The sequence below is a fragment of the Pseudoalteromonas sp. SG41-2 genome, assembly GCF_014164535.1.
Classification (GTDB): Bacteria; Pseudomonadota; Gammaproteobacteria; order Enterobacterales; family Alteromonadaceae; genus Pseudoalteromonas; species Pseudoalteromonas rhizosphaerae.
In genome coordinates, this window is sequence record NZ_JACJFK010000005.1 from 104,117 (window position 1) to 116,519 (window position 12,403).

Below are 12,403 nucleotides of genomic sequence, written 5' to 3' on the forward strand. Positions count from 1 at the left end.
GTTTTTTAGTTTGCTTTGGCTTGTAAATAAGCATTCACGAGAGCTGTGATTATTTGCCCTGCATCGCTCATTCCGGCCTGTATACCACTAGGATGTTGGTTGGGGGCTGCTTCACATAAATGCAAGTATTGGCTGTTTACTTGACTGGCAGCTAAATGCACAAAGTGCTCGGCATCGCTAACACTAAAACCACAATTGGTATACGCACTGACGGGCATTAATGAAATGCTATCAAGATCCACTTCAACCCCAAGTGGTGCATCAATTAGATTATATAGTGCCTGCTGGCATGCTTCAGTTAAGGTTTTTTCGCGCCTCACTTGCAGCGCTTGGTAGCTATCATAACTAAATTGGGCAGCAGCTAAAGCATCAATAATTGCTTGATTGTTTTTCAGCTCGTGCATGCCAATAACATGATAATTATTTAAGTGTTGCTCGTTATATGCATAGCGAAAACCATTACCACTATGGCGGCCTTCACAGTCACGGAAATCGGCATGAGGGTCAAAGTTGATCGCGTTTATTGGGCGCTGTTTATGCTTGCTTAATGCGCGAATAATACCAAGGCAGTTATTATGGCCACCGCCAATAACGATTGGCTCTAACCCTGCAGCAAAAATTAAGCTCAGCACTTGCTCAACACGTTGATCAAGCTGGGCGCATAACTGGCGTAATTGTGTTAGTTGCTGAGGATTTTGGTTTGATAAATCGCGCGCCGCAAGAGTCAAATCGCTGATCGCGACTTCGCCTAATAACAAAACTTTTTCGTTCGCTAAAAATTGGTTATCAGGTTGATTTAAAAAGCGTTTAAGAAATGCTTGCCAGCCATCTTCGGCACCACCATTGCCTAAGTTGGCGCGAGGCCCGATATCTTCGCAAATACCTAGTAATACATACTTAATACCAAATTGCGCGGCATCGTGCATGGCTTGTAAAGGATCAACACCAGTGTCAAGTAGGGCTATTGACTGCCATGCTTTTCTTTCATTAGCGCGACTGCTACACCAAGGTTTTACAGTCGCTTCATCATAGATATGTAGGTGGTTTGACACTCGTTATTCTTCTACGATTTCCAGTTCAAGTTCTTCACCAGATAATACAATACCGGTGCTATCTGCATAGATAAAGTCGTCATCAAAGAATGATACACCAGCGAAGTTAACGCCAATGCCGTCTTCACCAGCACCGGTGCTGTCTGCTGCAACAGGGATTGAAGCAATTGCTTGAATACCTAAATCAAGCTCTTCAAGTTCATCAACATGACGTACTGCACCGTATACCACAATGCCTTGCCAGTTATTTTCTACAGCTAGTTCAGCAAGCTCGATATCGATTAATGCGCGACGAGTTGAACCACCCCCATCAATTAATAATACACATTCTTCGCCGTCTTGAGAGAGTATGTCGCGGATCAGTTCATTATTTTCAAAACATTTGACGGTTTTAATACGGCCACTAAAATTGTGACGACCACCAAAGTTAATAAACATAGGTTCGAGCACATCGACCACATCGGCAAAGTGATCGCATAAATCTGAAGTGCTGTAATCCATTTTTCTATCCTTTCTAAAGATACGTGAGCTGATGTTCAGTATACCTTTCTTAAATGCAATAACAACGACTTAATAACAGTAAATTGCGCTCTTTTTAAACAATTATTGCGCTAAAACAGGAAAAGCAATATTAGTGTCTTAAAAGCGTCACTCAATTGTTATTTTCACCGCCTAAGCTGAAATTGTGTACAGAGTTTGCACAATTAAAGGAGCAAGTAATGAGTGAGAACAACATGCTAAAAAAAGTTGTCCAACTGGACCAAAGTTTGTTTTTGATGCTATTTAATGGCAATGCCCCAAAATGGTTAAAAAATTCAGCTTTAGGTTTCTCAAAAACAGGCAATGGAGGGCTTTATGTATTAATCGCTGTTGGTTTTGGCTGGCTTAGCAGTGAAGCTGAATTACGGCTTATGGCGATGACTCTATTGCTGGGCTTTTTAATTGAGCGACCCATTTATTACGTGGCTAAAAATAGTTTTGCCAGAATTCGGCCATGTGATTGTTTAGTAAAAGGCGCTTACATTACGCCCAGCGATAAATTTAGTTTACCGTCAGGGCACAGTGCTGGCGCATTTTTAGTTGCCGTTATCTTAGCGCAGTATTTCCCGCAATTCGCAGAGTTATGTTTTTTGTGGGCAACGGGGGTCGCAGCATCGCGGGTGTTACTTGGGGTACATTTTCCTGTTGATGTAATGCTTGGTGCATTGATGGGGGGAAGCTGTGGTTTATTGGCAATCTTGATAGTGGCTACCTTATGAAAATACTTTATGGCATTCAAGGGACCGGTAATGGTCATATAACCCGAGCAAGGGTGATGGCGAATGCGTTTAAGCAAATGGGGATTGCTGTAGATTATGTGTTTTCAGGGCGAGCCCAGCAGAATTACTTTGATATGGACGAGTTTACTAATTATCGCAGCTTTCGGGGGTTATCTTTTACTACTCAAAATGGTCAAGTCAATAGTTACCAAACAGTGAAAAATAGCCGTATATGTAGATTACTAAAAGACATAAAGCAGTTAGATGTATCGGGTTATGATTTTGTGTTTAATGACTTTGAACCGATCACTGCATGGGCAGCAAAACGCCAAGCAGTGCCAGTAATAGGCATGAGTCATCAAGCTGCATTTTTATCACCCAAAGTACCAATGTTTGGCCATAGTTTACTGCGCCGCTCATTAATAAAATATTATGCTCCTGCTGATACCTATTTAGGCGTGCATTGGCAGCCATTCGCACAAAATATCATCCCTCCTTTTATTGCTCATCATCGACATGATAATCCGGTCAATGTTGACAATAAAGTATTGGTATATTTACCTTTTGAAGAACTGCGAAGTGTGATTGATTACTTACAAGATTTTCCTGAAAAAGAATTTTATTGTTACCACCCGCAAGCTCAGGATAGTTCATCCGCTAATATTCATCTACGAGCCCCTTCACGTGGTGGCTTTTTAAATGATTTAGCCAATGCCAGTGGCGTGATCGCAAATGCGGGTTTTGAGCTCTCTAGCGAAGCACTAAAATTAGGTAAAAAACTGTTATTGAAACCATTGTCAGGGCAGTTTGAACAAGACGCCAATGCACAAACATTATTAGCAATGAAAGCCGCGCACGTAATGAATTACTTAAACCCCAATGCGTTGGATGACTGGCTCAATAGTACATCACAAAAACAGATTAATTTTCCAAGTGATCCACAGCCATTAGTTGAGTGGTTAGCAGCTAAACAGTGGCATAACACACAGGAATTACATCAAAATTTGTGGGCTTCGGTAGGTTAAATTCAAAATCAACGGATTTTTTAAAGCACTGTAGTAAAAAAGAATAATAATGTAAGCCAATTGTTAGTTATTTAACTATACTATCTTGCAGTGATTTATTTTATAGGCTGTTGTTAATGAGTTTACTCCAAAATTTGACTATTAAACGTCGTTTACAAGTCAATGCATTAGTTGTTGGTCTCGCTATGGTCGTTATGTTGTGCGTCATTATCTATGAGGCACGCATTATGCTGAAACTAAATGAAACGATTCAGTATGCTGAAGAGCTTGATATACACGAACTGTCAATGCGTAAGTACGAAAAAGACTTTTTGTTTTATAAGCAAGAAGGCAGCTTAGAGTTATTCGATCAAGAATATGAGCAGCTACAGGTTAAAATAAAAATGTTGGCTAAGTTATCAGCCGAGCTTGATATTGCCACTGCGCAAGTCGAGCAATTTGTAGCACTTGCTAAGCAGTATAATGACGACTTTCAAAAAGTTGTAAAATTACAAAAGAAAATTGGTTTGCACCCTAAAGATGCGCTTTATGGCGAACTACGAGATGCTGTACATCAAATGGAAACGCTGTTAAATAAGCAAGATAACTATCATTTACTCACTTTGATGTTGCAGCTTAGACGCTCTGAAAAAGATTTTATGCTGCGTTTTGACCTAAAATATTTAACTCGTTTTGAAGACGGCGTATCGCAGCTAGAACGTCAAATTCGCAACGAAAACTTGGCTTCAAGTGACCAGTCTGAGCTGTTACGTTTACTTGCAATTTATAAAAGTAAGTTTAAGTCGTTAGTTGATGCGCAAGTTGCATTAGGTCTGGATTTAGGTTCAGGTGCACTTGGTAAAATGAGAGACAGCGTTAAACAAAGTGATGATTTAGTCACTTTAATTACGACTGCAACGAAACAACAAGTTGAGTCTACTGCTGCACAAGCACAAATGATTGCTATCGCAATTTTTATTGTTGCCAGCTTACTGGTGATGATTTTGGTGTACTTTACAAGTCGCTCGATTATCGTGCCGATTGAACGGGTGTATCACACCATCAATGAAATTCGTCGCAACAATGATTTACGACTTACAATAGATCATAGTGGTAAAGACGAAGTTACTACCATGACGATCGATTTTAATAGTCTCATAAATGATTTTAAAGAACTGATCTACGAAGTGAATACAGCTTTAACAACTTTAAATATCGCTACCGATCATTTATCGGAGACTACTGCTGCAACCAGCTCGGGCATGCAAGAGCAGTTGCATGAAGCTGATATGGTTGCAACCGCCGCAACTGAAATGCAAGCTACCATTCAAGACATTTCTCATAATACCGAGGCTGCAGCCAAAAAAGCAGAATCAACCAATCAAAGTGCTCAACAGGGACGCAAGGAAGTTGAAGCAACGGTTAAGCAGATCAATCAATTATCTGATTCACTGGGTAATGCCACTACCGTAGTATCACAGCTTGAAAAAGACGGTGAAACCATTGGCTCAGTATTGGATGTTATTCGTGGTATTGCTGAACAAACTAATTTACTAGCACTCAATGCCGCAATTGAAGCTGCGCGCGCCGGAGAGCAAGGCCGTGGCTTTGCTGTTGTTGCTGATGAAGTGCGTTCACTTGCACAGCGGACTCAAGAGTCAACCAAAGAGATTGAGAGCATTATCTCGATTTTACAAGGGCGTACTCAAGAAGTCGTAAGCATAATGCAACGATGCCGAACACAAGGCGGCGAAAGCGCAGCACAAGCAACAAAAGCGGGTGAACTACTGAACTCTATTACCGAAGATGTGCAAACTATTATGGAAATGAGCACGCATATTGCCACCGCAATTGACGAGCAAAGCCAAGTTGCTTCTGAGGTGAATAAAAACGTCGTGCGTATTCGTGATATCGCCGAAGATGCCTCAGCTCATTCATCAAAAAATGCACAAACTAGCGAAGAGGTATCAGAGCAAGCAAGAGTGCTTTACGCCGCGATAGATAAGTTTAAGGTTTAAAAACAGAAGCTAGGTTCTAGGGTTTAGGCTCTAGGAGTTAGCTGAGCTTTAAGCGCTAAGCCATAAGTTTTAAGCAGCCCTGAGTTGTTTGAAAGTTATGGCTTTTTTGTTTGGATAATTAAATAAGCGCCGCGCCTCTGAGCCTCTTTGTAAATATTTCAATTAAAGATCTTTTGCACAAAGAGAAGGGAGTGAAAAGCTTCGGGTTTTGAGCAACGAGCTGCGGGTATACGCCTAGCTCCATTGTAGGTCGTCATTTATGGCGAAAATCAATTAACTATTGGAATTGACTGCTAAAGCACGACCTACGCCAACCTCAGCCTTTAGGCCCTACCTCTAAAACGCAGCGTCTCTTGACCTCTTTGTGAATAATTCACTAAATTTTTTTGCACACAGAGAAGGGAATGAGCAGTAAATGAAGGAAACTTAGCGCTTAGTATTGGCATGCTTAAATAACTGATAATCTAACATGAATATTACTAAGCGATTGAATCAAAATAGCAACTCCGCTATGGTTAAACCATCAATAACAATAAATTAAAAACGAGTTATTCTACAGGCTCGTTAGGATTACGAGAGTATCAATGAAACTTTTAAGCTGGATTTTACTGATATTATTTATATTATCTTATGGTGGTTCTGCATTATTTTGTTCAGGTTTTGTTGATATTATTGAGCCAAATTTTGGTGAATGCTTTAACAGTGGTGTTTCATATTTTGATTATTTTCCAAAAGGTCAGTCTCCTCTTGAAATGTTAGGTGTAAAACTAATTGCGGCATGCTTAGTAATATCATTTGTTATTGGTTTTATTTATCATAGGTTTAAAGTCAGAAAGCAACCCTAACATATATGAGCCTTAACTCAGTCAATAGGCAATAGTATTACCTTTGACGGTTTAAATTCGGTAACGGCCAAACTTAAAATCAATAAACAAATTTGTTTACATCGTCTGTCGATGCAGCTGCAAGTAGCTTACGGTAATCATACTATTTTAGGACTTATTAAAAACCTAGTTACCTAGCACCTTCTCGTTACGCTTCGCTACACTCAACCAGAATGACATAGTTAACTTTAACGCCGAGCTGCGCTAACTTTCACCTTGAACCTTTTAACTCGCAAACTCGCTAAGGCACAAACTTGATCGGTACGCTGTCTTTATTGGCTTGATGTTCTGCGATGCGTTGTTGGTAGGTTTGCCATAAATCGTCATGTTGGGCTTGTAGGTGGCTGAAGTATACCCAGCTAAATAAACCGCTGTTGTGGCCATCGTCAAAGTCTAAACGCAGTGCGTAGTGGCCGACTGGCTCGATGTTTTTGATGCTAACCTGCGATTTACCGAGTACCAATTTCATTGGTTCGTTACCATGGCCTTGTACTTCGGCAGACGGTGAATGAACACGTAAAAACTCACTACTAAAAGTACAGTGGGTGTCATCGTCAAAATAGACATCAAGGGTTTTGCTAACGGTATGATGATGTACCTTGATCACTTGCTTCATTGTTATGCCTGTGTATTGAGCCTAGAACCAAGAACTTAGAGCCTGGGCCCTAAGTTCTAGTTTTAAAATTAAAGAATAAAGCGACTTAGGTCTTCATCTTCCACCAGTGCACCTAAATGCTTCTCAACATAGGCGGCATCAATGACTAAACTGGTGCCAGCTTGCTCTGATGCATCATAGGAAATTTCTTCCATCAGTTTTTCCATTACCGTATGTAGGCGACGTGCACCAATGTTTTCGGTTTTTTCATTAACTTGCCATGCCGCTTTGGCAATGCGCTCGATGGCGTCATCGCTAAACTCTACACTTACTTGCTCTGTTTTAAGTAGTGCATGTTGTTGCTCGGTCAGCGAGGCATGTGGTTCGGTTAAAATACGTTTAAAGTCGTCAGCGGTTAATGCTTCAAGCTCTACACGAATAGGTAAGCGACCTTGTAGTTCTGGGATCATGTCAGATGGTTTTGCCATTTGGAATGCGCCAGAGGCAATAAACAACATATGGTCAGTTTTCACCATGCCATGCTTAGTGCTCACGGTTGAGCCCTCAATCAGTGGCAGTAAGTCACGCTGTACGCCTTCACGGCTTACATCTGGACCTGATGATTCACCGCGTTTACAGATTTTGTCTATCTCGTCGATAAACACAATACCGTTTTGTTCGGCTGCGAAGATTGCTTGCTCTTTTAGCTCTTCAGGGTTTACTAATTTAGAGGCTTCTTCTTCAACCAATAATTTAAACGCTTCTTTAATTTTAAGTTTGCGTTTAGTGCGCTTGTCACCCGCCATATTTTGGAACATGCCTTGCAGCTGGTTGGTCATTTCTTCCATACCAGGTGGTGCCATGATCTCAACATTTGGTTGTGCTTGGGCTAAATCAATATCAATTTCTTTATCGTCTAATTGACCTTCGCGTAATTTTTTACGGAAGATCTGACGCGTTGAAGATCCTTCATCGCGTTGGCTTTCACCAGACGAATCTTTAGCAGGAGTCAGTAGTGCATCTAAAATACGTTCTTCGGCAGCTTCTTCTGCGCGATGTTTGAATTTTTTAGTTTGTTGTTCACGGGTCATTTTGATTGATACATCAACCAAGTCGCGAATGATGGTTTCAACCTCTTTACCAACATAGCCCACTTCAGTGAACTTAGTCGCTTCGACTTTAATGAAAGGCGCGTTGGCAAGTTTTGCTAAACGACGGGCAATTTCAGTTTTACCAACACCGGTTGGACCGATCATCAGGATATTCTTCGGCGTTACTTCAGCGCGAAGATCTTCATCTAGTTGCATGCGGCGCCAGCGATTACGAAGGGCAATAGCCACTGCTTTTTTTGCTTTTGCTTGACCAATTATATGCAGGTCAAGTTCATGAACGATTTCTCTGGGAGTCATATCAGACATAGCAGTTCCTATTACAATTCTTCGATGGTTTGAAAGTTATTTGTGAATACACAAATATTGCCGGCAATTGTCAGGCTTTTTTCAACAATTTCGCGGGCGCTTAAATCGGTGTTTTCAAGTAGGGCAGTTGCAGCTGATTGGGCAAAGTTACCACCACTACCAATGGCAATTAAATCATTTTCAGGCTGCACAACATCACCGTTACCAGTAATTATCAGTGAGGCTGTGGAGTCGGCAACAGCAAGTAATGCTTCGAGTTTGCGCAAGGCGCGATCGCTACGCCAATCTTTAGCCATTTCAACTGCGGCTTTGGTTAGATTGCCTTGGTGCATTTCAAGCTTGCTTTCAAAACGTTCGAACAGGGTGAAGGCATCAGCAGTGCCGCCAGCAAAACCGGCGATCACTTTGCCATTATAAAGGCGTCGAACTTTGCGGGCGTTGCCCTTCATTACGGTGTTACCAAGTGAAACTTGGCCATCGCCACCAATGACGACTTTATCGCCGCGACGTACACTTACAATAGTGGTCATGTTATTCCTCATCATCGAGTCGCAGGGGCGACTCGTTAAAAGCGATTGATGATGAGTTAATATGGGTTAATGGGCTAAAATCAAGTCCAATTCCAAATTCCGCAACCAGTTATTTTGCTACGCTTTAGTTTGTTTTTATCACTTTCGGCTAAACGTTTGGTTTTATAAGGACCTAAACGCACTTTATACCAGACACCGTTAGTGCCGGTTGTTTCACGAATTTCGGCGATTAATCCGGCAAATGCAATTTTAGCTTTTAAGGTTTCTGCTTGGCCATGGGTTCTGAATGAGCCGCATTGCATTACATAAGGGCCTTTTTGTTCAAGCTCTCTTACTTCAACTTGAATTTCATGCTCTTTGATTTCTTTTATGAATTCAGGAGGGCGTGGTTTAGGCAACTCTTGTTGCACTTTTGCAGGTGTTGGGTTTGCTTGTTGTTCAACCAGCTTTGGATCTGCATTGGTTTTGACATACCATAAACCAAAACTAAAACCGCCAACAAGTAGTACGGTAACCAGTACTAATAATACGGGGAATGGTTTTTTCGGTGGCGCTGTTTTTTTACTATTACGGTTGCCCGGTTTTTTATTAATAAAATCGTGTTGTGCCATGGTGGTATTGGGCTTCTAACCTTAAATCATATCTATTGGATCTACATCTAAGCTCCATCGCACCTTTTGCGCTAATTTACTGGTACTTAAGTAGTCTACCATTTGCGCGAGATATTGGTGTAATAGAGGGCGTTCGAGCGCTTGAATATGCAATTGAAAGCGATATTTCCCCGCAATTCGCTCGAGCGGTGCAGGGATCGGACCTAGCAATTGTATACCAGTTAGACCTTGGACTGGAACTAAATCTGTTAAAAAATCGACCACTTGCTTTATGTTGTGACCTTCAGCGCGGACAATCGCCATATTAGTTATTGGTGGTAGCTGTGCGTCATCGCGCTCTTGCAGTGCAAAACGGGCGAAATCTTGATAACCATTATTGACTAAATCTTGTAATAAAGGATGTTCGGGAAAGTGAGTTTGCAATAATACATGACCTGGTTCGCCACTGCGCCCAGCACGGCCAGCCACCTGAGTAACCAATTGTGCTAAATGCTCTGTGGCGCGAAAGTCGCACGAGTACAAGCCGCCGTCGACATCAAGGATCAATACTAAGCTCACATCAGCAAAGTGATGACCTTTGGCAAGCATTTGGGTGCCAACTAAAATCCTTGCACCGCCTTGGTTTATATCGTCTAGGGCTTTTTCTAAACTGCCTTTACGACGCGTTGAGTCGCGATCAATCCGGCTAATCGGGGTATCAGGAAACTCGGTTGTTAAAAACTCTTCTATTTGTTCGGTGCCTTTGCCGTTAGGAAATATTTGTGTACTACCACAGTCTGGACACTGATGCGGCACGCGTTCTTGCTCACCGCAGTGATGGCAAATCATCTGGCCGATGGCCTTGTGAAAAGTCGCACTGGTGCTGCAACGTGTGCACTCACTTAACCAACCACATTCATGGCAAATCAGGGTAGGCGAAAAACCGCGACGGTTTAGAAATACCATCACTTGTTTGCCTCGTTTTAAATGCTGACGCATAGTGGCAAGACTGGCATGGGCTATACCAGCTTGATCCGGCTGGCCTTTCATATCAATCAGCTGAAATTTATTGTCGGTACTGGTTTGCGCACGTTGCGTTAGGCTCAGCAGTTGGTATTTATTATGAATTGCCTTATGCAAGGTTTCGAGCGCCGGGGTTGCTGAGCCTAAGATCAGCGGTATTTTATGTTGAAAAGCGCGGTATGCGGCTAAATCACGGGCATGGTAACGTAAGGTATCTTGTTGTTTAAATGAACCGTCATGTTCTTCATCAACAATGATCATACCAAGCTTTAAAAATGGTAAAAAGATACTCGAACGTGTACCAATCACAATTGCGCAACTGGCTTTTTCACAAAAGCGCCAAGTTTGTAAGCGTTCGTTATCGGTCAGTGCTGAATGCCACAGCATAATCGGCGTATCAGGAAAGCGACGACGAAATCGATTAACCGTTTGTGGCGTAAGGCCAATTTCAGGCACTAGTACGAGTGCTTGTTCACCGCGTTTTAAAACCTCTTCAAGGCATTGTAAGTAAACCTCGGTTTTACCACTGCCAGTAACACCTTCTAGTAAAAAGCTATTGAAACCGACCGCTTGATTAATGGTGGTACAGGCTACTGCTTGCTCTTTATTTAGAGTCGGCTTAGTGCCTACGGTGGGAAGTTGTTGTTGCCATTGGTTGTCGTGTTCAATCGTTTGGCTGATCAGCTCTTTGTTAAGTAAGCTGTCGATAGTTTTTTTACTAAACCCCAGCGCTTTTAATTCTGTAAGTGATGATTTACCCGAATCTGCCAGTTGTTTGAGTAAGCTTAGTTGGCTCTTTGCTTTTAAAGACGGTAATTTAGCGCCTTTTGCAGTTAGTGCCACCATACTAATACTGCTTTTATCTGGGCACAGTCCTTGACGCAGCGCGCCAGGCAGGGCGATATGAATTGTTTCACCTAGTGGGTAGCAATAATAGCGCGCAGTAAAACGCAATAATTCGATATGTCGCTCTGATAAAACAGCTTCATCATCAATCACTTCAAGCACTGCTTTAAGTTTATTAACCGGCACATCGGTGTTGGTTTTTAGCGCCAGTACGACCGCAACTTTGCGCTGATTACCAAATGGCACCCATACCCGCGCACCGACTTTAGGCATCACCGATAAACCATCTAGTTGCTCTGGAATGCGATAATCAAAGGTGCGATGCAACGGTACTTTTATAGCAACTTCAACAAAACTCATAACAACCCAAACAAGAACGAATAAGGGAGTTAATGTACTAAAATTATGGCTGAAAACCTACCTGCAAATACCTTCTTTAAAACTTTTGTTCATTTTATTAGCAAAAACGACATTTAAAGCTTGTAGCAAGTGGGGTTGTTGCTTAGAATACGCGTCCTAAATAATTTGTTTTAACGACGTATGGTGCCAGACTCCGGGTTTGGAGAGCGATGCGGCCTTAACTAGAGGTTTCTATGAAAGAAGGTATTCACCCTAAGTACGAAGTAATTTCAGCATCATGTTCATGTGGAAATAAATTCGAAACTCGTTCTACTCTGTGTAAAGACATTCACTTAGACGTATGTTCTGCGTGTCACCCGTTTTACACTGGTAAGCAAAAAGTTTTAGACACAGGTGGCCGTGTTGATCGCTTTAACAAGCGTTTCGGTTCACTTAGCAGCAAGTAATTCTTGTTGTTTTGTCGGAAAAAGCACCTTAGGGTGCTTTTTTTATGCCTGCTATTTATTAAAAACACCGCCTTTTAGTCTTTATTTCTTGCTCTAGTGCTCCAGCTTTACGCATTCATTATGTTGTGACTATTTCCCACTTTTATATCCAGTATAGCGAGTAAATAACAGACAAATAGTGATTTGTTGACTATATTGTCATTCTCGTTAAAGCGATAAATTAAACGTTTTTGTCGGTAAAGTTAGGTCTTTTGCGGTTAAATGTTGTTAACGTCTTACTTTGATGGTTTTTAGTCATAGGTCATTATTTTTGCTTTAAAGCGTTGCATAATGAGCATTTTAAGATGGGTTTTTTGATGCTTTGTGGCGTTTTTATAG

Annotated in this window: 12 protein-coding genes; 5 read left to right on the forward strand and 7 right to left on the reverse strand. The window is 41.6% G+C overall.

Features of this window, described 5'->3' with window-relative positions; genetic code table 11:
* Positions 1-5: 5 nt before the first annotated feature.
* Together H5186_RS05570 and rraA are read right to left on the reverse strand one after the other, a co-directional pair.
* A complete protein-coding gene (locus H5186_RS05570; protein WP_182731684.1) occupies positions 6-1,052 on the reverse strand; it encodes a formimidoylglutamase in 1,047 nt (348 codons plus the stop codon).
* A gap of 3 nt (positions 1,053-1,055) precedes the next feature.
* Entirely contained in the window at positions 1,056-1,553 is a 498-nt protein-coding gene (gene rraA / locus H5186_RS05575) for a ribonuclease E activity regulator RraA (RefSeq protein ID WP_145238473.1), read from the reverse strand.
* 218 nt (positions 1,554-1,771) lie between these two features.
* On the opposite strand from rraA, the gene H5186_RS05580 reads away from it, so the two are divergent.
* The 4 genes from H5186_RS05580 to H5186_RS05595 all read left to right on the forward strand — a co-directional run bounded on the left by H5186_RS05580 (position 1,772) and on the right by H5186_RS05595 (position 6,178).
* On the forward strand, positions 1,772-2,311 hold the full coding sequence (locus tag H5186_RS05580) for a phosphatase PAP2 family protein (protein WP_182794225.1): 540 nt from the start codon (positions 1,772-1,774) through the stop codon (positions 2,309-2,311).
* Positions 2,308-3,336 carry an MJ1255/VC2487 family glycosyltransferase gene (locus H5186_RS05585; protein ID WP_149982619.1) on the forward strand — a complete coding sequence of 343 codons (1,029 nt, stop codon included), beginning with the start codon at positions 2,308-2,310 and terminating at the stop codon, positions 3,334-3,336. The genes H5186_RS05580 and H5186_RS05585 overlap by 4 nt, the downstream gene beginning before the upstream one ends.
* A 116-nt stretch (positions 3,337-3,452) precedes the next feature.
* The gene (locus H5186_RS05590; protein WP_182794226.1) at positions 3,453-5,333 is read left to right on the forward strand and encodes a methyl-accepting chemotaxis protein; all 1,881 of its coding nucleotides are present in this window, start codon (positions 3,453-3,455) and stop codon (positions 5,331-5,333) included.
* Between the two features lie 584 nt (positions 5,334-5,917).
* Positions 5,918-6,178 (forward strand): hypothetical protein, encoded by a 261-nt coding sequence (locus H5186_RS05595; protein WP_182794227.1) that lies wholly within the window; start codon positions 5,918-5,920, stop codon positions 6,176-6,178.
* A 280-nt stretch (positions 6,179-6,458) separates the two neighbouring features.
* On the opposite strand, the gene H5186_RS05600 is transcribed toward H5186_RS05595, so the two are convergent.
* From H5186_RS05600 to priA, 5 genes are all read right to left on the reverse strand, one after another.
* On the reverse strand, positions 6,459-6,833 hold the full coding sequence (locus tag H5186_RS05600; protein ID WP_182794228.1) for a gamma-butyrobetaine hydroxylase-like domain-containing protein: 375 nt from the start codon (positions 6,831-6,833) through the stop codon (positions 6,459-6,461).
* 68 nt (positions 6,834-6,901) lie between these two features.
* Positions 6,902-8,230 carry an HslU--HslV peptidase ATPase subunit gene (gene hslU / locus H5186_RS05605; protein ID WP_182717691.1) on the reverse strand — a complete coding sequence of 443 codons (1,329 nt, stop codon included), beginning with the start codon at positions 8,228-8,230 and terminating at the stop codon, positions 6,902-6,904.
* A gap of 11 nt (positions 8,231-8,241) precedes the next feature.
* Positions 8,242-8,760, reverse strand: coding sequence for an ATP-dependent protease subunit HslV (gene hslV, locus H5186_RS05610; protein WP_145238496.1), 519 nt, complete (start codon positions 8,758-8,760; stop codon positions 8,242-8,244).
* 80 nt (positions 8,761-8,840) lie between these two features.
* Positions 8,841-9,371, reverse strand: a complete 531-nt coding sequence (locus tag H5186_RS05615; RefSeq protein WP_149982624.1) for an SPOR domain-containing protein — start codon at positions 9,369-9,371, stop codon at positions 8,841-8,843.
* A gap of 21 nt (positions 9,372-9,392) precedes the next feature.
* Complete coding sequence (gene priA, locus H5186_RS05620; RefSeq protein ID WP_182717693.1) at positions 9,393-11,579, reverse strand: primosomal protein N'; 2,187 nt, start codon at positions 11,577-11,579, stop codon at positions 9,393-9,395.
* A 233-nt stretch (positions 11,580-11,812) separates the two neighbouring features.
* Here priA and rpmE point away from each other — a divergent pair, with 233 nt between their 5' ends.
* Entirely contained in the window at positions 11,813-12,025 is a 213-nt protein-coding gene (rpmE, locus tag H5186_RS05625; protein WP_145238505.1) for a 50S ribosomal protein L31, read from the forward strand.
* Positions 12,026-12,403: the final 378 nt, after the last annotated feature.